16 protein-coding genes are annotated in these 20,564 nt (G+C 42.8%); 8 read left to right on the top strand and 8 right to left on the bottom strand.

Annotated elements, in window-relative coordinates; genetic code table 11:
* Window positions 1-5 precede the first annotated feature (5 nt).
* From fabF to N8L33_RS06760, 6 genes are read left to right on the top strand one after another with little or no spacing between them, the layout of a single operon-like run.
* Window positions 6-1,241, top strand: coding sequence for a beta-ketoacyl-ACP synthase II (fabF, locus tag N8L33_RS06785; protein WP_261059352.1), 1,236 nt, complete (start codon window positions 6-8; stop codon window positions 1,239-1,241).
* 2 nt (window positions 1,242-1,243) lie between these two features.
* On the top strand, window positions 1,244-1,729 hold the full coding sequence (gene accB, locus N8L33_RS06780) for an acetyl-CoA carboxylase biotin carboxyl carrier protein (protein ID WP_261059350.1): 486 nt from the start codon (window positions 1,244-1,246) through the stop codon (window positions 1,727-1,729).
* Complete coding sequence (gene fabZ / locus N8L33_RS06775; protein ID WP_261059349.1) at window positions 1,726-2,148, top strand: 3-hydroxyacyl-ACP dehydratase FabZ; 423 nt, start codon at window positions 1,726-1,728, stop codon at window positions 2,146-2,148. The genes accB and fabZ overlap by 4 nt, the downstream gene beginning before the upstream one ends.
* A gap of 11 nt (window positions 2,149-2,159) precedes the next feature.
* Window positions 2,160-3,527: an acetyl-CoA carboxylase biotin carboxylase subunit gene (gene accC / locus N8L33_RS06770; RefSeq protein ID WP_261052971.1), complete on the top strand. Its 1,368-nt coding sequence runs from the start codon at window positions 2,160-2,162 to the stop codon at window positions 3,525-3,527.
* A 36-nt stretch (window positions 3,528-3,563) separates the two neighbouring features.
* Window positions 3,564-4,430, top strand: coding sequence for an acetyl-CoA carboxylase, carboxyltransferase subunit beta (gene accD / locus N8L33_RS06765; RefSeq protein ID WP_020902990.1), 867 nt, complete (start codon window positions 3,564-3,566; stop codon window positions 4,428-4,430).
* Entirely contained in the window at window positions 4,427-5,194 is a 768-nt protein-coding gene (locus N8L33_RS06760; protein WP_261059348.1) for an acetyl-CoA carboxylase carboxyl transferase subunit alpha, read from the top strand. The genes accD and N8L33_RS06760 overlap by 4 nt, the downstream gene beginning before the upstream one ends.
* A gap of 265 nt (window positions 5,195-5,459) precedes the next feature.
* Here N8L33_RS06760 and nusB read toward each other — a convergent pair whose 3' ends face one another.
* The 8 genes from nusB to N8L33_RS06720 form a co-directional block, all read right to left on the bottom strand.
* A complete protein-coding gene (nusB, locus tag N8L33_RS06755; RefSeq protein ID WP_077804252.1) occupies window positions 5,460-5,885 on the bottom strand; it encodes a transcription antitermination factor NusB in 426 nt (141 codons plus the stop codon).
* Window positions 5,878-6,267 carry an Asp23/Gls24 family envelope stress response protein gene (locus N8L33_RS06750; RefSeq protein ID WP_224218945.1) on the bottom strand — a complete coding sequence of 130 codons (390 nt, stop codon included), beginning with the start codon at window positions 6,265-6,267 and terminating at the stop codon, window positions 5,878-5,880. The genes nusB and N8L33_RS06750 overlap by 8 nt, the downstream gene beginning before the upstream one ends.
* A 21-nt stretch (window positions 6,268-6,288) precedes the next feature.
* Window positions 6,289-6,849 carry an elongation factor P gene (gene efp, locus N8L33_RS06745; protein ID WP_000568643.1) on the bottom strand — a complete coding sequence of 187 codons (561 nt, stop codon included), beginning with the start codon at window positions 6,847-6,849 and terminating at the stop codon, window positions 6,289-6,291.
* Between the two features lie 129 nt (window positions 6,850-6,978).
* Window positions 6,979-8,421: an Asp-tRNA(Asn)/Glu-tRNA(Gln) amidotransferase subunit GatB gene (gene gatB, locus N8L33_RS06740; protein ID WP_261059347.1), complete on the bottom strand. Its 1,443-nt coding sequence runs from the start codon at window positions 8,419-8,421 to the stop codon at window positions 6,979-6,981.
* Window positions 8,421-9,887 carry an Asp-tRNA(Asn)/Glu-tRNA(Gln) amidotransferase subunit GatA gene (gatA, locus tag N8L33_RS06735; protein WP_261059346.1) on the bottom strand — a complete coding sequence of 489 codons (1,467 nt, stop codon included), beginning with the start codon at window positions 9,885-9,887 and terminating at the stop codon, window positions 8,421-8,423. The genes gatB and gatA overlap by 1 nt, the downstream gene beginning before the upstream one ends.
* Window positions 9,887-10,189, bottom strand: a complete 303-nt coding sequence (gatC, locus tag N8L33_RS06730; protein WP_000705419.1) for an Asp-tRNA(Asn)/Glu-tRNA(Gln) amidotransferase subunit GatC — start codon at window positions 10,187-10,189, stop codon at window positions 9,887-9,889. Before gatC ends, gatA begins: the two co-directional genes overlap by 1 nt.
* A gap of 385 nt (window positions 10,190-10,574) precedes the next feature.
* A complete protein-coding gene (locus tag N8L33_RS06725; protein WP_261059345.1) occupies window positions 10,575-10,820 on the bottom strand; it encodes a DUF4160 domain-containing protein in 246 nt (81 codons plus the stop codon).
* Window positions 10,813-11,064, bottom strand: coding sequence for a hypothetical protein (locus tag N8L33_RS06720; protein WP_261059343.1), 252 nt, complete (start codon window positions 11,062-11,064; stop codon window positions 10,813-10,815). The genes N8L33_RS06725 and N8L33_RS06720 overlap by 8 nt, the downstream gene beginning before the upstream one ends.
* A 235-nt stretch (window positions 11,065-11,299) precedes the next feature.
* Here N8L33_RS06720 and N8L33_RS06715 point away from each other — a divergent pair, with 235 nt between their 5' ends.
* Both N8L33_RS06715 and N8L33_RS06710 read left to right on the top strand, forming a co-directional pair.
* Window positions 11,300-12,844: a peptide chain release factor 3 gene (locus tag N8L33_RS06715; protein WP_001025437.1), complete on the top strand. Its 1,545-nt coding sequence runs from the start codon at window positions 11,300-11,302 to the stop codon at window positions 12,842-12,844.
* A gap of 815 nt (window positions 12,845-13,659) precedes the next feature.
* Window positions 13,660-20,564 (top strand): accessory Sec-dependent serine-rich glycoprotein adhesin (locus N8L33_RS06710; RefSeq protein WP_314725986.1); only part of this gene is annotated, 6,905 nt, incomplete at its 3' end.

Below are 20,564 nucleotides of genomic sequence, written 5' to 3'. Positions count from 1 at the left end.
AAAAGATGAAACTAAATCGTGTAGTAGTAACAGGTTATGGAGTGACATCTCCAATCGGAAATACACCAGAAGAATTTTGGAATAGTTTGACAACTGGAAAAATCGGAATTGGTCCAATTACAAAATTTGATCATAGTAACTTTGATGTGCATAATGCGGCAGAGATTCAAGATTTTCCTTTTGATAAATACTTTGTAAAGAAAGATACCAACCGTTTTGATAACTATTCTTTGTATGCCTTGTATGCGGCCCAAGAGGCTGTCAACCATGCTAATCTGGATGTAGAGGCTATTGACAAGGACCGTTTTGGAGTTATCGTTGCCTCTGGTATTGGTGGAATCAAGGAAATTGAAGATCAAGTGCTTCGCTTAAATGACAAAGGACCAAAACGTGTGAAACCATTGACCCTTCCAAAAGCCTTGCCAAATATGGCTTCAGGGAATGTTGCCATGCGTTTTGGAGCAAACGGTGTTTGTAAATCCATCAATACTGCCTGCGCTTCATCAAATGACGCGATTGGGGATGCCTTCCGCTCAATCAAGTTTGGTTTCCAAGATGTTATGTTGGTAGGTGGTTCGGAAGCTTCTATTACACCTTTTGCTATTGCTGGTTTCCAAGCCCTAACAGCTCTATCTACTACAGAGGATCCAAGTCGTGCTTCTATCCCATTTGATAAGGACCGCAATGGTTTTGTTATGGGGGAAGGTTCAGGGATGTTGATTCTTGAAAGCCTTGAACACGCGGAAAAACGTGGGGCTACTATCCTTGCTGAAGTGGTTGGTTACGGAAATACTTGTGATGCCTACCATATGACTTCACCACATCCAGAAGGTCAGGGAGCCATCAAGGCCATCAAACTAGCCTTGGAAGAAGCTGAGATTTCTCCAGAGCAAGTAGCCTATGTCAATGCTCACGGAACGTCAACTCCTGCTAATGAAAAAGGAGAAAGCGGTGCTATCGTCGCTGTTCTTGGTAAGGAAGTCCCTGTATCATCAACCAAATCATTCACAGGCCATTTGCTGGGTGCTGCAGGTGCAGTAGAAGCTATCGTCACAATCGAAGCTATGCGTCATAACTTTGTACCAATGACAGCTGGAACAAGTGAAGTATCAGATTATATCGAAGCCAATGTCGTTTATGGACAAGGCTTGGAGCAAGAGATTCCATACGCTATTTCAAATACCTTTGGTTTTGGTGGCCACAATGCGGTTCTTGCTTTCAAACGTTGGGAGAATAAATAAGTATGAATTTAAACGATATTAAAGACTTGATGGCTCAATTTGACCAGTCAAGTTTGAGAGAATTTTCTTATAAAAATGGGACGGATGAGTTACAGTTTAGCAAGAATGAAGCTAGACTTGTGACTGAAGTTGCAGCTCAAGTCGCTCCAGCACCTGTTCTAGCAACACCAAGTCCAGCGACTCCTACATATGCTCCAGCAGAAACTGTAGCAGAAGAAGTTCCAGCACCAGCTGAAACAAGTGTGGCTGCTGAGGGAGATGTTGTAGAGAGCCCACTTGTTGGGGTGGCTTACTTGGCTGCTGGTCCTGATAAACCTGCCTTCGTCACAGTTGGTGATAGTGTCAAAAAAGGCCAAACATTGGTGATTATCGAAGCCATGAAAGTCATGAATGAAATTCCAGCACCTAAGGATGGTGTGGTAACAGAAATTCTCGTTTCAAATGAAGAAATGGTTGAGTTTGGTAAAGGATTGGTACGTATCAAATGATCGATATTCAAGGAATCAAAGAAGCTCTACCCCACCGTTATCCCATGCTCCTAGTGGATCGTATCTTGGAAGTGAGCGAGGATACTATTGTTGCCATCAAAAATGTGACTATCAACGAGCCTTTCTTTAACGGCCATTTTCCTCAATACCCAGTTATGCCAGGTGTTCTGATCATGGAAGCCTTGGCGCAAACTGCTGGTGTTTTGGAGTTGTCTAAGCCTGAAAATAAGGGAAAACTAGTCTTTTACGCTGGTATGGACAAGGTTAAGTTCAAGAAGCAAGTTGTACCAGGCGACCAATTGCTTATGACAGCGACTTTTGTAAAACGTCGTGGCACGATTGCTGTGGTTGAAGCAAAGGCTGAAGTGGATGGCAAGCTTGCAGCTAGTGGTACTCTTACCTTTGCAATAGGGAACTAAGGAGGTTCTCCATGTTTCGAAAAATTTTAATTGCCAATCGTGGTGAAATTGCGGTCCGTATTATCCGTGCGGCGCGTGAATTGGGCATTGCGACGGTAGCGGTCTATTCAACTGCCGATAAGGAAGCCCTTCATACGCTTTTGGCAGATGAAGCAGTTTGTATTGGTCCTGGTAAGGCAACTGAGTCTTATCTCAATATTAATGCGGTTCTATCAGCTGCAGTTTTGACTGAAGCAGAAGCCATTCACCCTGGTTTTGGATTTCTCAGTGAAAATTCCAAGTTTGCAACCATGTGCGAAGAGGTGGGCATCAAGTTTATCGGTCCATCTGGTCATGTTATGGATATGATGGGGGATAAGATCAATGCGCGTGCTCAGATGATCAAAGCAGGTGTGCCTGTCATTCCAGGTTCGGATGGAGAAGTGCATAACTCTGAGGAAGCCTTGATTGTCGCTGAAAAAATTGGCTATCCTGTTATGCTCAAGGCTTCAGCAGGTGGTGGTGGTAAAGGGATTCGTAAGGTTGAAAAGCCAGAAGACCTCGTTTCAGCCTTTGAGACTGCCTCTAGTGAAGCTAAGGCCAATTATGGCAATGGTGCCATGTACATAGAACGGGTCATCTATCCAGCTCGTCATATCGAGGTTCAAATTCTAGGAGATGAACACGGAAATGTAATCCACTTGGGGGAACGGGATTGTTCTCTTCAACGGAATAACCAAAAGGTTTTGGAAGAAAGTCCTTCGATTGCAATCGGAAAAACGCTGCGCCATGAAATTGGTTCTGCTGCTGTTCGAGCTGCAGAGTCTGTTGGTTATGAAAATGCAGGGACCATTGAGTTTCTTCTTGATGAAGCAAGTAGCAACTTCTACTTTATGGAAATGAATACACGTGTTCAGGTAGAGCATCCAGTAACAGAGTTTGTTTCAGGTGTGGATATCGTTAAGGAACAAATTCGCATTGCAGCAGGTCAGCCTCTGTCTGTTAAGCAAGAAGATATTGTCCTACGCGGTCATGCCATCGAGTGTCGTATCAATGCAGAAAATCCAGCCTTTAACTTTGCTCCAAGTCCAGGTAAGATTACTAATCTCCATCTGCCAAGTGGAGGAGTTGGCTTGCGCGTGGATTCAGCAGTTTATCCAGGCTATACCATTCCGCCTTATTATGATAGTATGATTGCTAAAATCATCGTTCACGGTGAAAATCGTTTTGACGCCTTGATGAAAATGCAACGTGCCCTCTATGAACTAGAGATTGAAGGGGTGCAGACCAATGCAGATTTCCAGCTTGACCTCATTTCAGATCGCAATGTCATTGCTGGAGATTACGATACTTCCTTCTTGATGGAAACATTCTTACCTAAATATCAAGAAAAAGAATAAAATGACTTCAAGAGTTTAAACCGAAAAGGGGAATCAATGGCTCTATTTAGTAAAAAAGATAAGTATATTCGAATCAATCCCAATCGTTCGGTTAGGGAAAAACCTCAAGCCAAGCCAGAGGTTCCAGATGAATTATTTTCCCAGTGTCCAGGCTGTAAGCATACCATTTATCAGAAGGATCTGGGAAGTGAGCGTATCTGTCCGCACTGTAGTTACACTTTTCGTATTTCTGCCCAAGAACGCTTGGCTTTGACGATTGATATGGGAACCTTCAAGGAATTGTTTACAGGGATTGAAAGCAAGGATCCCTTGCATTTCCCTGGTTATCAAAAGAAACTAGCAACTATGCGTGAAAAAACTGGTCTGGACGAAGCCGTTGTGACAGGAACGGCTCTTATTAAAGGTCAGACTGTGGCTCTTGGGATTATGGATTCCAATTTTATCATGGCTTCTATGGGTACAGTTGTAGGGGAAAAAATCACTCGTTTGTTTGAGTATGCGACTGTCGAAAAATTGCCAGTTGTCCTCTTCACAGCCTCTGGTGGCGCCCGTATGCAGGAAGGAATCATGAGCCTCATGCAGATGGCCAAGATTTCTGCAGCAGTTAAACGGCATTCAAATGCAGGTCTCTTTTACCTAACTATTTTGACTGACCCAACGACAGGTGGAGTAACAGCTTCTTTCGCTATGGAAGGCGATATCATTTTAGCTGAACCACAGAGCTTGGTTGGTTTTGCTGGGCGTCGTGTCATTGAAAACACGGTTCGTGAAAGCTTGCCTGAGGATTTCCAAAAGGCAGAATTCCTATTGGAACATGGCTTTGTGGATGCTATTGTTAAAAGAAGAGACTTGCCAGATACGATTGCTAGTCTAGTCAGATTGCACGGAGGGAGTCCAAGATGAATATTGCAAAAATAGTCAGAGAAGCGCGTGAGCAGAGTCGCTTGACAACCTTGGACTTTGCGACAGGCATTTTTGATGAATTTATCCAATTACACGGTGACCGTTCTTTTCGTGACGATGGTGCAGTTGTTGGTGGTATCGGCTGGCTTGGAGACCAAGCTGTAACAGTGGTTGGTATCCAAAAAGGCAAGAGTTTACAAGATAACCTCAAACGGAATTTTGGACAACCGCATCCAGAAGGTTACCGCAAGGCACTGCGTTTGATGAAACAGGCTGAAAAGTTTGGCCGTCCAGTTGTCACCTTTATCAATACAGCAGGTGCCTATCCTGGTGTGGGAGCGGAAGAACGTGGTCAAGGGGAAGCTATCGCTCGCAATCTCATGGAAATGAGTGACCTGAAAGTTCCGATTATTGCTATCATTATCGGTGAAGGTGGTTCTGGTGGGGCTCTGGCTCTAGCCGTTGCGGACCGTGTTTGGATGCTGGAAAATTCTATTTATGCTATTCTCAGTCCAGAAGGTTTTGCTTCCATTCTATGGAAGGACGGCACTCGTGCCATGGAAGCGGCAGAACTGATGAAAATCACTTCGCATGAGCTGTTAGAAATGGACGTGGTGGATAAGGTGATTTCTGAAGCAGGACTTTCTAGTAAGGAACTGATTAAGAGTGTCAAAAAAGAACTCCAAGCTGAGCTAGCTATACTTTTAAAAAAACCGTTAGAAGAGTTGTTGGAAGAACGCTATCAACGATTTAGAAAATACTAATATCTCAGAATACATAAAAACTAGAACTGGCAGTCAGTTCTAGTTTTTATGTGCTTCTTATACTCAATGAAAATCAAAGAGCAAACTAGGAAACTAGCCGCAGGTTGCTCAAAACACCGTTTTGAGGTTGTGGATAGAACTGATGAAGTCAGTAACACATATACGGTAAGGCGACGTTGACGCGGTTTGAAGAGATTTTCGAAGAGTATTACTCTGTGCAGAGGGGAAAGTCAAAAAGTGCTTGGAAAACCAAACACCTTTTTGATTATTCATTTTCTTCTGTTACAAATTGACTAAGCAGTCCGTTGATAAAGCGGGCTGATTTTTGATCTGAAAAATTCTTGGCAAGTTCAATGGCTTCATTGACTGCTACCAGCTGAGGTGTATCAAATGAAGTGATTTCAAAGATACCCAAGCGTAGTAAGTTTTTTTCGACCAAGGTCAAGCGTTCAACTGTCCAGCCGGACTTGAGGTGCTGGTTGATTTGTCTATCCAACTCGTCTTTTTGAGCTTGAACACCAGAAACCAAGTTCAGAAGAAAGGCAGGGATTTGCACATCTGCATCTTCACGGTCATGTGTGTAGGCAAAGTGACAAGCTGTTTCCATGTCTGTGCCGAATTCAAGGCTCATAAGAGCTTGAAAAGCGCATTTACGAAGTTCGCGTCTAGATTCTAATAATGGACTAGTCATTGAGGAAGTCCTCGTTAAATAGATCTTTCAACTCAGGTTTTGGTGTTTTGTCTGGAACAATTCCTGTAACATGGATATTGACAGCAGCAAGTTCCACATCTGCCATATCATGGACAGCATCTTTGACCGCTTTTTGAATAGCAAGAGCCACTTTTGGTACTTTCACACCGTACTCAAGGTAGAGGTAGATGTCAGCAGTTAGTTCTTCGTTGCTTTCTTTTAAGTAGACGCCACGACCAAGAGAGAGTTTTGATAGGGTATCAGATACGGATTTATTTGAAAATGAGTGGACACCATCAACTTTAGCAGTCGCGATGGCAATGATTTTTTCAAGTACACGCGGAGCGATAACGATTTCGCCAAATTGTTCTTCAATTCCCATAGAATGACCTCTTTCTAGAGATTAGGCACGAGAAACGTAAGTTCCTTCTGCAGTGTTGATGATCAATTTTTGTCCAGCTTCGATGAAGTCAGGAACGTTGACAACAAGTCCAGTTTCCATAGTTGCTGGTTTACCAGAACCTGTAACAGTAGCACCCTTGATAGATGGCTGTGTTTCAGCAACTGTCAATTCAACAGTAGTTGGTACAGTTACACCGATTACTTCAGTTCCGTAGAATTGGATTTTTACATCAGAGTTTTCAAGGATGTAAAGCAATTCATTTTCAACGTTTACGACTGGGATTTCGTATTGGTCGTAAGTTTCAGTGTTCATGAAGTAGGCAGTTTCATCCATTTTGTACAAGTATTGAGCTGGAACAGTCTCGATAATAGCTTGTTCGAATTTTTCTTCTGGACGGTAGCTTGTATCAAATGTAGAACCAGTACGGACATCACGCAATTTCATACGCATGATTGTGTTCCCTTTACCTGGTTTGTGGTGGCTGGCTTCTAAAACGCGGATCAATTTTCCGTCTGCAGTTTCAAATGTCATACCAGCTTTCAATTTGCTTGCTTCAATCATGTTTTTACCTCTTTAATAAATATTATTACTCTTCATTTTACCATAAAATCTTCTGGAAATAAAGCCAAAATAGTTATTGGGATTTGGTAGGGAGAAAAAACCAACCTCAGGGCTGGTTTCTTTTACATATTAATCTTCTTTCAACTTCGCCAATTCCTGGGCAAGCAGCTTAAGGGCGACTTGTGGGTTGGCTTGGCCTTTCGTTGCTTTCATAAGGAATCCTGTAAAGGCCTTGTCTGCGTTACGTTTGCCTGACTTGAAGTCGGCAACTGCGGCTTCGTTATCCGCAAAGACTTGGTGGATAATTGGAATCAAGACAGCTGGATCTGAGATTTGAACCATGCCTGCTTTTTCCACGTATTCACGCGCGCCACCACCATTTTTAGCCAGGTGGACAAAGACTTTCTTGGCAATCTTAGAAGAGATTGTGCCGTCTTCGATGATGACAATCATTTCTACCAAGTTTTCTGGTGTCAATTCGATTTGTTCCAGTGTCTTGCCTTCAGCGTTCAAGAACTGAGCCACTTCACCTTGGAGCCAGTTAGAGACTTGTTTGGCATCGCCACCGAGGGCAACAGCTTTTTCAAAGAAGTCAGAAGTGACCTTGTTTGCAGTCAACTGGCTAGCATCGTAGTCTGACAAGCCAAGGTCAGAGACGTAACGTGCACGGCGTTCTTTTGGAAATTCTGGCAATTCTGTGCGCATTTCCTCAATCCACTCGTCTGAGATTTCAAAGAGGGGTAGGTCTGGTTCTGGGAAGTAGCGGTAGTCAGCAGCGCCTTCCTTGATACGCATGAGGATGGTTGCTTTATTCGCTTCATCGTAACGGCGTGTTTCTTGGCGGATTTGACCACCTGAACGAAGGATTTCAGCCTGACGTTGGACTTCGTATTCAAGACCTTTACGGACGTTAGAGAAGGAGTTAAGGTTTTTCAACTCAGTTTTGGTACCGAATTTTTCTTGACCATAAGGACGAAGGGAGATGTTGGCATCCACACGCATCGAACCTTCTTCCATCTTAACGTCAGAAATACCAGCATACTGGATGACTTCCTTGAGGGCAGTCAGATAAGCATAGGCTTCTTCTGGAGAGCGCATGTCGGCTTCAGAAACAATCTCAATCAAAGGCACCCCTTGGCGGTTGAGGTCAACATAAGAGTAACCATCTGTACCATGCGTGTTTTTACCAGCGTCTTCTTCCAAGTGGGCGCGTTCGATACCGATTTTCTTGGTCGTGCCGTCTTCTAGCTCCACTTCAATCCAGCCGTTGTAGCCGATTGGCTCATCAAACTGAGAAATTTGGTAGGCTTTTGGATTATCAGGATAGAAGTAGTTCTTGCGGTCAAAGTGCATCTTTTTATGGATGTCCATGTTAAGAGCAAGAGCTGCCTTGATACCAGCATCGACAACCCCTTTATTGAGAACCGGAAGTACTCCTGGGAAAGACCAGTCAATCACGTTGGTGTTGGCATTTTGGTCATTTCCAAAGTGGGCAGAAGTAGGTGAGAAGATTTTTGAATTGGTATTGAGCTCTACGTGGACTTCAAGTCCAATGACTGTTTCAAAGTTCATTAGTTGTCACCTCCAAAAATCACGGGTTGTTGTTTGTGGTAGTCTGTAGTTGCCTCAAAGGCAGCTGCCGCTTGGTAAATGGTTTCCTCAGAGTATTTAGGACCAATCAATTGCAGACCGACTGGAAGACCTTGAGAGAATCCAGCAGGAATTGAAATTCCTGGGAGACCCGCTAAGTTGACAGGAATGGTCAAGAGGTCAGCTAAGTACATGGCAACTGGGTCGTGGTTGAGTGAGTCCAAATCATAGGCAACGCTTGGAGCAGTTGGTCCCAAAATCAAGTCGTAATCCGCAAAGACTTTTTCGAAATCTTGGATGATGAGGGTACGGACTTGTCCAGCCTTCTTGTAGTAGGCATCGTAGTAACCTGATGAAAGACTGAAAGTACCCAGCATGATACGGCGTTTCACTTCTTCACCGAAACCTTGGCTACGGCTGTTTACATAGATTTCATCAAGATTAGTCGCATCTTCTGCACGATAGCCGTAACGGATACCGTCAAAACGTTGTAAGTTTGATGAAGCTTCTGATGAAGCAATGATGTAGTAAACGGCAACCCCGTATTTTGAGTGAGGAAGGCTGACTTCTTCGACGATAGCACCAAGTTTTTCAAAGTGTTTAGCCGCGTTCAAGATTGTTTCCTTAACCTCTGGGTCAATCCCTTCACCAAGGTATTCCTTAGGCAAAGCAATTTTCATGCCCTTGATGTCTTGACCGATTTTTGAAGTAAAGTCGGCAATGCGGACAGGAGCAGAAGTAGAGTCTTTAGCATCTTCGCTAGCAATCGCATTGAGCAAGAGGGCATTTTCTTTAACAGTTGGTGCAAAAGGCCCTATTTGGTCTAGAGAGCTACCAAAGGCAATGAGACCGAAACGAGAAACTGTTCCGTAGGTTGGCTTGAGACCAACGATCCCGTTGAAGGCAGCAGGTTGGCGGATGGAACCACCAGTATCAGATCCAAGAGACAAGCGGACTTGCCCTGAAGCTACAGCTACAGCAGAACCACTTGATGAGCCACCAGGAACCTTGCTGTGGTCCCAAGCATTTTTAGTGGCACCGTAGTGGGAAGTCTCACCTGAACCACCCATGGCAAATTCGTCCATGTTGGTTTTCCCAACGACAATCATACCTTTAGATTTTGCATTGGAAACGGCTGTCGCATCAAAAATTGGCTCGTAGTTATAGAGCATTTTTGAGGCTGCAGTTGTGAGAATACCGTCTGTAGAGATGTTATCCTTAACTGCAAGTGGAATTCCTGAAAGGACATTATCAGCGTCAATTCCAGCTTCATCAATAGCCTTAGCTTGCGTAAGAGCCTGCTCCTCAGCGATGGTAACAAAAGCGTTGATAGCTGTCTCGCGAGATTGGATATCTTCAAGTGTTGCTTGGGTCAATTCAGTTGCAGAAATTTCCTTAGAGACAAGGAGATTGTGCAAGTCTTCAATGGTTTTATTGTTGAAAGTCATTAGGCATCTCCTCCATCGTCTAGGATAGCTGGTACCTTGATATAGTAGTTGTCTTTTTCAGGTACGTTTTTAAACAGGCGATCACGGTCTGTTCCTTCTTCGGCCACATCAGGGCGGAGCACAGTCTTGCGGTCAGCCATGGTAGTAGTAGGTGCGACACCAGTAGTGTCGACTTCGCCCAGCAATTCAACCATGTCAACAATCTTAGACAAGGTAGTCGCAAAGGCAGCAGTTTCTTCTTCAGAGAATCTTAATTTTGAAAGATTGGCAACGTGTGTTACCTCTTCTTGCGTAATTTTCATCTTGCATCCTTTCGTGAAATGATGATTTTTAGTCTGTTCTATTTTACCATATTTTCCTATAAATAAGGGAGGGAAAGGTGAAAAAAGACAAGTGGAGGATAGAGATTGGCTTTTTGAAAGAGACAAAAAAATAGCCGTCCTAACTTTGGCGAGTTAACGAGCTATTTTTTAGTTATGTAATTACAGCCACCGTCTTAAACGGCTCTGTGGGGTGTTGTTGACGCAACACCTTTTTCTATATTTATAGTAACATTTATTTGGGAAATTGTAAGGGGAATTAGGCTCCCTAGTATTTGGATAAGTTGAGTAGAAACTGATTAGCAGGCATTAAAATTGCTCGCTAGTTTTTGTCTATCGTGCATTAGCAAACTAAAATTCTTTGATTTTAATATGCACTTTTTTGGTATTCATTCCATAGAGCCTGAAGTTCATCTGCGTTTTCTAAAACATATTGCCTGATTATTTTTAGGTCTTTTGCCTTTAATTTACCATCTCTTAGTTCACCGTTCAGAAACATTGAGCTGACCTCTTCTCCGTGGATATAAATGTGAATATGCGCTTTTTGACCTTTATGGTTATGTTCGTTAGTACGAATTTCAATACCATACTTTAGGAAAGAATATTTAGGCATGTAGTAATCCTACGTAATCCTTCCATGTTTCAAGATAGTTATCGCGGTTCAACTCAATTTGCTTTTGAGCAAAACGAATGTCATAGTCTGCCAAGTCCAAATTTTCCAATACTTCTCCAGTTAGAATGCTAAAGGTTCCAATTAATTCATCGTCATCATACATGCGCAAAATAGGGTTGTTGGGATCCTTGTAAATATCATCTTTTGTCACTTCTAAATTGGTTACACCAAATTCTTTGAACATGATTGCTTCTCCTTTTTCTTTTATTATATCATTTTTGCTAGAATTGTCACGGTTTTCGATCTATTTGACTACAAGGAATAGCTTTTGTTCAAGTATAGTCTAACATAAAATAGAAATTGAAAAAAATGCTAAAATCCGATATAATGGAGTGTTGAAAGGAATGGTAAAATCCAATGTAGAAATCATTCTTAGCTATTGAAACAACTAAAAATAGAGAATCAAAGAAAGAGAACTTATGAATATTCAAGAAGAAATTAAGAAACGTCGTACCTTTGCCATTATCTCTCACCCAGACGCGGGGAAAACAACCATTACTGAGCAGTTGCTCTACTTTGGGGGTGAGATTCGTGAGGCTGGTACGGTAAAAGGGAAGAAAACAGGGACTTTTGCCAAGTCTGACTGGATGGATATCGAGAAGCAACGTGGGATTTCGGTTACTTCATCTGTTATGCAGTTTGACTACGATGGCAAGCGCGTGAATATCCTAGACACGCCAGGGCACGAGGACTTCTCAGAAGATACCTATCGTACCTTGATGGCGGTGGATGCTGCGGTTATGGTCGTGGACTCTGCCAAGGGTATCGAGGCTCAAACCAAGAAATTATTTGAGGTTGTGAAGCACCGTGGCATTCCAGTCTTTACCTTTATGAACAAGCTAGACCGTGACGGCCGTGAGCCACTAGACCTCTTGCAAGAGCTAGAAGAAGTCCTTGGTATTGCGAGCTATCCGATGAACTGGCCAATCGGGATGGGGAAAGCCTTTGAGGGCTTGTATGACCTCTATAACCAACGCTTGGAGCTCTACAAAGGGGATGAGCGTTTTGCTAGCCTGGAAGATGGGGACAAGCTTTTTGGCAGCAATCCTTTCTATGAGCAAGTCAAGGATGATATTGAGCTATTAAATGAAGCTGGGAATGAGTTTTCAGAGGAAGCAATCCTTGCTGGAGAATTGACACCTGTCTTCTTCGGTTCAGCCCTGACAAACTTTGGTGTGCAGACCTTCCTTGAGACTTTCCTCAAGTTTGCTCCAGAACCACATGGCCACAAGAAAACAGATGGTGAAATTGTGGATCCTTACGACAAGGATTTCTCAGGATTTGTCTTTAAAATCCAAGCCAACATGGACCCTCGTCACCGTGACCGTATTGCCTTTGTCCGTATCGTATCAGGCGAATTTGAGCGTGGAATGAGCGTCAATCTACCTCGTACTGGTAAGGGTGCCAAACTATCGAATGTTACCCAGTTTATGGCGGAAAGTCGCGAAAATGTAACCAATGCCGTGGCAGGTGATATCATCGGGGTTTACGATACAGGCACTTATCAGGTTGGGGATACCTTGACGGTTGGGAAAAACAAGTTTGAATTTGAACCGCTACCAACCTTTACTCCTGAGATTTTTATGAAAGTTTCTGCTAAGAATGTCATGAAGCAAAAATCCTTCCACAAGGGGATTGAGCAATTGGTGCAAGAAGGAGCCATTCAGCTCTATAAGAATTACCAAACTGGCGAGTACATGCTAGGCGCTGTTGGTCAACTCCAGTTTGAAGTCTTTAAACACCGTATGGAGGGCGAGTACAATGCAGAAGTAGTCATGAGTCCAATGGGTAAAAAGACTGTTCGTTGGATCAAGCCTGAGGACTTGGATGAACGGATGTCATCAAGTCGCAATATCTTGGCTAAAGACCGTTTCGACCAACCAGTATTCCTCTTTGAAAATGACTTTGCCCTCCGTTGGTTTGCGGATAAGTATCCAGATGTAGAGTTGGAAGAAAAAATGTAACTCAGTGTCGTAATTTAACAACCGGTTTACCTAAACGCTTCGCTAGGCAGAGTCCGCGAATGATATCGCTTCGTAAAACTTTCCGTCGTAACGATTAGAAAGCTGTCTAGCGACCTGCTTTACTAACTTTGTGTAGATGGGTAAGCGCTGTGTAATTTTATCTACACGCCATTAATAAGAAAAGTCCAGGAATGCTATCAATTCTTGGGCTTTTTCCTTGTGGCGAATTGCAAGTTGACTTGCCAAGTTTGATGTCTTGGTCTTGAATCAGTAACTACTATAGTGCTTTATCTAAATTTCTTATTAAGAAAATCCTGCGAATGTTATGGCATTGTGGAATTTTTTGTAAGGGTTAGTGAGTCTAGCTACTTGACTTTCTAATAGTCAATTAAAATCAAAGTAAACCTTTTTTCTTGCCAGCCTGCTCAAAAAATATCCTAGTTAAACTATATATTTTGAAATTTACTATCTCTTAATTTTAATGAAAGTAGCGAAGGGTTCCTTGAATAACATACAATATATATGTCTATGCGAAGAAAAATGATGCTCTTTTTGATTTTAGATAAGCATCACGCATTCGTCGGCAAAAATAATGGATTTCTCTTTTTTATAGCCCAGTCAATGAGGGATTCGGTTTGATAGTATATTAACTGTAGTTGTCAATGGAACCTCCATGAAAAATCAAGCAGAAAATGCTTTTTTTTTTTTAGCAAAATACACTACAAAATAAGTTGGCTTAATATAACGATTCGTGTATAATAAGAAAAGATTGCATTAAGCTAACTAATGTAGTACTTTTTTGGAGGAAAAAATAAATGTTTTTCAGACGTCAAGAGGGTCAATATCGTGAAACTGATCGTGTGACCCGCTATAAGTTGGTGAAATCCGGTAAGCATTGGCTGCGGGCTTCAACCTCTTTATTTGGTTTGTTCAAGGTTTTCCGTGGTAGTGTTGACACTACTCAAGTTATGACCGAAGTGGTTGAAAACCAAACGAGCAATACGATTACAGGCCTCGATATCATAAGGGGGCTGGCAGCTACAGGAGCTGTATTAGGCGGAGCAGTGGCAACACAAACTACTGTTCATGCCAATGATGCAGTTGCCCTTGAAAAGACATTAGAGTCATCGGATGTTCTAGTTGCCAATGATACAGTTGTTCTCGGGTCGGCATCGCAAAAAAATTCAGAAAATTCGGTAAGTTTATCACACTCAGAAAGCGAGAGTGTATCTACCTCAGCATCTACCTCTACTAGCCAATCAGTGAGTGTTAGTGCCTCTGCAAGTATGTCAGCAAGTACTTCGGTTTCTGTTAGCGCGTCGACAAGTGCTTCAACTTCAGCTAGTGTGTCAGCAAGTACTTCTGTAAGTTCTAGTCAGTTGATGGTTAATTCTGGGGGTAGTTCGGCTGCTACTAGCGCTACTAGTGTTGAAACTTCTGGACAATCAGAATCTGCATCGATTGCGAATCAAGGGTTGTCGAATTCTAATTTTTCCGCCCCTGTATTGGATGCAGCTAAGTCAGAGACATCTTTGACAGCTAGAAATGCAGAATTAACAAGTTTGGTGGGAGTGACTGCTGGTGCCATAGCAACATCGGAAGTTTCAGCTAAACAACAGGATGAAAATCGTAAGAAGCTAGCAAAACTCTCAGCTGAAATGGGTGAGTACCTAGCAAAAGCGGCTGGTCTACCTAATAGTGATGCAGCTATAGCAAAAGTGAATGCTGCGGTGACTGCTATCGAGGCAGCCCTTGCTAATCCTAAGGCAGATTTGACAGAAACTGTAAAACTAGCAACCTCTGCTCGTAATTCCATTGCTAATGCTGTGTTGAGAGTCAATTCAGGTGCGCGTGATGGCCGTAATGGACAAGCGATAGAGAGGGGCGCTTCTCCTAGAGCATCATTCTCTAGTCATGGTACGACAGCCTCAATTGCGTCTACTAATTATAAGCCCAATACTCATGAAGTTGTTTGGCGTATTAATATGCACGCTAACAATGCCTTGCATCATGTAGGGCTTATTGCGGATGTAGATTCCAATACGACGATTAATCGTGTGACCTTTAATGGACAACCAATGGATAAACGTGGTGGTTCAAGAAATGAGTATGTCTATGATATACGCCATGATGAACAAAGAAACCTAGAGGCAACGCTTGAGGTTCATGCCACTGTAAATAAGCAGTCGAAAGCTGCTAGCTTGAACGCAAGAGTTGCTACAAGCAGTCAACCGTTTACAAGTGCGGATACTTCTGGAAATTATAGCGGTTCAATAAGTTCAACTGTTCCAACTGGTAGTCGTGGAAGTGACAGAAGTGCTCAACCAAGAGCGGTTTCTGATGCACCAACTATAACAGTTGATGACGAGAATATGACGGTGTTTAATGATGATCGCATTGCAAATGTCATCAGAATATCCAGAGCAAATCCTGGAACTAATATAGCTATGTGGGATAAGATAGGTGCTGACCCTATCCCTGGTGTGGATGTTAATGGCTACAACAAAGGCGTGCGTGGTAATTACCAAAATATAACAGCTGCGCTTGAAGGAACTGTTGGAAACGGAACTGCTTCTGCAACAGTTGGAAAAAAATATTTTTATAAAATTGGTGCAGTTGGTACTAACGGTAAACAGTATAATAAAGATATTGTTGTCACTATCAAAGGTTTCGATGAGCGTAACAATCCTGTCAGTGGAGATGCTGTTGCAGTTAACAACCCTGCATCTTTGAGTAAAACTGAGAAAGAACAAATCCTAGCTAACTTCAAGAGCAAAAATGCTGATATTCTCTCGAGTGCTGACTACGCGAAAGGTTCTGAAGGTCGTAAAGAAATTACGGTATCTGGTACAGGTCTTATCACCCTTACTTATCGTGATAATACTGTTGATACAGTTCAAGCGGATGTGAAAGATGGAGTTGCGCCAACTGCTGCTTACACTGTCAAAGTGAATAATCAAGCACCTAAAACAGACAGTGCTGGGCGTTCTATTTTTTATGCTGGAGATCAAATTCAGATTACTTTTACTGGTGATGACAACTCTGGAAAATTGAAGGAATTGACCTTGAATAAACAAGGTCCAAATGGGACATTGATTCCTCTAGACGATTTCTTTGAAGGTAACTCTACTAAATGGGGGACTGGTGCGGTAGATAATATTACAAGTGTAAGTACTGCTCCAGTTACAAAGACAGTAAATGTTACTGTAAATAAGAACATGCAATGGGCGTCTGGTAATATATTTTCTCGTGTAGTTAAAGCAGTCGATCCTACAGATAATTCTACAACTAGTTCTTGGTTTGGAGTTGCTCAAGGGGCACTCAAGGATCGTTTACCTGTTGTCAAACCATCTAAAGTACTCGTTGGTGATAAGAATGCTTTGATAGAATCAGAAAGAGAAGCTATCAAAAATGCCATTTTTGCTCAAAATAATCAAGATACTCATCGCATCAAATCGATCGATGTTTCAAGTAATGGTACAGCAACAATTACCTATAATGACTTAACAGTTAATACCCTTCAACAAGTAGATACGGTTGAAGAACGTCCAAAAGTGGGAGTGACAGTAAGTCGAGATGGTAAGGTGTTAACTCCAACACAAAATCCTCAACGTGGTGCAGAATACATTGTATATGCAGGTGATGATTTCACAGTTGATTTCACAGCATCTGATAATAGTGGAAAACTAAAAGAGTTTAAGATTGTCGCAAAAGCAGATGCCAACCGATCAGCTTTAACAACTAACTTCTTCCAAGGAGATAGTGGGACAGGTGATGAATATGGTAGAGGTTCAGTCGATTATCTAAATAGTGGTAATATCAATGCTTCTGAGAACACCCCTGCTCATATTACTGTAAACGCACATTTAAAAGATGATTTACAATATAATTCAGGTAATACATGGCAACGAAATGCTGTTGCTACAGACCAAGAAAACTATCAGAGTCAAATTGGTAGTCTTGGGAATGTTCGTATTACTCAAGGTCAGCTCAAGGATCGTTTACCTGTTGTCAAACCATCTAAAGTACTTGTTGGTGATAAAAATGCTTTGATAGAATCAGAAAGAGAAGCTATCAAAAATGCCATTTTTGCTCAAAATAATCAAAATACTCATCGCATCAAATCGATCGATGTTTCAAGTAATGGTACAGCAACAATTACCTATAATGACTTAACAGTTAATACCCTTCAACAAGTAGATACGGTTGAAGAACGTCCAAAAGTGGGAGTGACAGTAAGTCGAGATGGTAAGGTGTTAACTCCAACACAAAATCCTCAACGTGGTGCAGAATACATTGTATATGCAGGTGATGATTTCACAGTTGATTTCACAGCATCTGATAATAGTGGAAAACTAAAAGAGTTTAAGATTGTCGCAAAAGCAGATGCCAACCGATCAGCTTTAACAACTAACTTCTTCCAAGGAGATAGTGGGACAGGTGATGAATATGGTAGAGGTTCAGTCGATTATCTAAATAGTGGTAATATCAATGCTTCTGAGAACACCCCTGCTCATATTACTGTAAACGCACATTTAAAAGATGATTTACAATATAATTCAGGTAATACATGGCAACGAAATGCTGTTGCTACAGACCAAGAAAACAATTCAAGTCTAATCGGAAGACTTGGGAATGTTCGTGTTACTCAAGGTCAGCTCAAGGATCGTCTTAAAGTGACAAATCCTGAATTGACAACTGTTGAAAATAAAAACAGCTTGACCGCAGAGGAAAAGACTGCTGTCAAGAATGCCATCTATGCTAAAAATGATAAAGCAGATCACCGTATCAAGGACATTGAAGTCCAGCCAGATGGTACAGCAACGATTGTCTACAATGATGAAACACGTAGTACTCCAATTCCACAGTCGGCTACAGTCAATGAGCGACCAACAATTAAAAACTTAACTCCTAGTAATGCAGAAATCGACCGCGCTAATCCGCATAAGATAGTTGTTTATCGTGAAGAAAGATTTAGTGTGGATGTGAACTTGACTGATGACCATGGTCGATTGGACAAGATTAAGGTAGATGATAGAACTACTGTAAGCGCTGATACTCCAAATTCATTTGAGGTGAGACCTCAAGCGCGAATCAGCGTTCCTGCTAAAGGAACAGATATTAACTTTACCGATAAATCTAAGAAATTGGGACAAGACGGCAATGCCACAGAGGCTAATCCGTATACAATAACTATTTCGGGATATGTAGGTGGAAAACAGGAAATTAATAACAACCCTGATAAGAATAGCTGGACCCGTTATATTACTGGTTATGACCAATCTAATTTAACGAACAATAACGATGCCAACAACCCTACAAATAACGCCTATATCCAGATTGAGTTCCGTAAGCAGTCAGATAAGTACGATCCGAGAGCAACGAATCATACAGTGAAGGTGACTTCAAATGGATCTGTTCCAAATTTGGGATCACCAGAGACTTATATTTCTAATAAATCTGACTGGCCAGCTGAAGGTACAACGCCAGGTGCAAGAACGACTTATAAATGGAAAGATGGTGAAAATTCACCTGTTACAAATGGTAAATTAACACGCACAGTTATAGTAACTTATCCAGATGGTTCGACAGATGAAGTTCCAGTTACTATTACGGTAGATGATTCAGAGTATAGATCGCAGTCTGCCTCAACGAGCACATCTAAGTCAGCATCGACAAGTGCTAGCCAAAGTGTCTCAACGAGCGCATCTAAGTCGGCATCGACAAGCGCTAGCCAAAGTGCCTCAACGAGCGCGTCTAAGTCGGCATCGACAAGTGCAAGTACATCAGCTTCAACAAGCGTAAGTACGTCAGCAAGCACTTCAGCTTCAACGAGCGCAAGCACATCAGCTTCAACAAGTGCAAGTGCATCGGCAAGTACGTCAGCTTCAACAAGTGCAAGTACGTCAGCCTCAACAAGCGTAAGTACATCGGCTAGCACATCAGCCTCAACAAGCGCAAGCACATCAGCAAGTACATCGGCTAGCACGTCAGCAAGTACGTCAGCCTCAACAAGCGCAAGTACGTCAGCAAGTACATCGGCATCAACAAGCGCAAGTACATCGGCATCAACAAGTGCAAGCACATCAGCAAGTACGTCAGCATCAACAAGCGCAAGTACGTCAGCAAGTACATCAGCAAGTACGTCAGCATCAACAAGTGCAAGTACATCGGCTAGCACGTCAGCATCAACAAGTGCAAGTACATCGGCTAGCACATCAGCATCAACAAGCGCAAGCACTTCAGCAAGTACATCCGCTTCAACAAGCGCAAGCACATCAGCATCAACAAGTGCAAGTACATCGGCAAGTACATCAGCTTCAACAAGCGCAAGTACCTCAGCAAGTACATCAGCATCAACAAGTACATCAGCATCAACAAGTGCAAGTACATCAGCATCAACAAGTGCAAGCACGTCGGCTAGCACATCGGCTAGCACATCAGCAAGTGCGTCAGCATCAACAAGCGCAAGTACGTCAGCCTCAACAAGTGCAAGTACATCAGCAAGTACGTCAGCTTCAACGAGCGCAAGTACCTCAGCAAGTACGTCAGCCTCAACAAGCGCAAGTACATCAGCAAGTACGTCAGCCTCAACAAGTGCAAGTACATCGGCTAGCACATCAGCAAGTACGTCAGCCTCAACAAGCGCAAGTACATCAGCAAGTACATCAGCCTCAACAAGTGCAAGTACATCGGCTAGCACGTCAGCTTCAACGAGCGCAAGTACGTCAGCAAGTACGTCAGCCTCAACAAGTGCAAGCACATCAGCAAGTACATCAGCATCAACAAGTGCAAGTACATCAGCAAGTACATCAGCATCAACAAGTGCAAGTACATCGGCTAGCACGTCAGCCTCAACAAGCGCAAGTACATCAGCAAGTACATCAGCATCAACAAGTGCAAGTACATCAGCCTCAACAAGCGCAAGTACGTCAGCAAGCACGTCAGCTTCAACAAGTGCAAGCACATCAGCAAGTACGTCAGCCTCAACAAGCGCAAGTACCTCAGCAAGTACATCAGCATCAACAAGTGCAAGTACATCAGCAAGTACATCAGCAAGTACATCAGCTTCAACAAGCGCAAGCACATCAGCAAGTACATCAGCATCAACAAGTGCAAGCACGTCGGCTAGCACATCGGCTAGCACATCAGCAAGTACGTCAGCTTCAACGAGCGCAAGTACATCAGCAAGTACGTCAGCCTCAACAAGCGCAAGTACCTCAGCAAGTACGTCAGCTTCAACGAGCGCAAGTACATCAGCATCAACAAGTGCAAGTACATCAGCAAGTACATCAGCAAGTACATCAGCATCAACAAGTGCAAGTACATCGGCTAGCACGTCAGCTTCAACGAGCGCAAGTACGTCAGCAAGTACGTCAGCTTCAACAAGCGCAAGTACGTCAGCAAGTACGTCAGCTTCAACAAGCGCAAGTACATCAGCAAGTGCGTCAGCATCAACAAGCGCAAGTACGTCAGCATCAACAAGTGCAAGTACATCAGCAAGTACGTCAGCTTCAACGAGCGCAAGTACCTCAGCAAGTACGTCAGCATCAACAAGCGCAAGTACATCAGCAAGTACGTCAGCATCAACAAGTGCAAGTACATCGGCTAGCACATCAGCAAGTACGTCAGCCTCAACAAGCGCAAGTACATCAGCCTCAACAAGTGCAAGTACATCGGCTAGCACGTCAGCTTCAACGAGCGCAAGTACGTCAGCAAG

This window comes from Streptococcus mitis, from assembly GCF_946188695.1.
Lineage (GTDB): Bacteria > Bacillota > Bacilli > Lactobacillales > Streptococcaceae > Streptococcus > Streptococcus mitis_DF.
The sequence above is the reverse complement of the archived record's forward strand: the minus strand, read 5'-3'. Positions and strand labels throughout refer to the sequence as shown.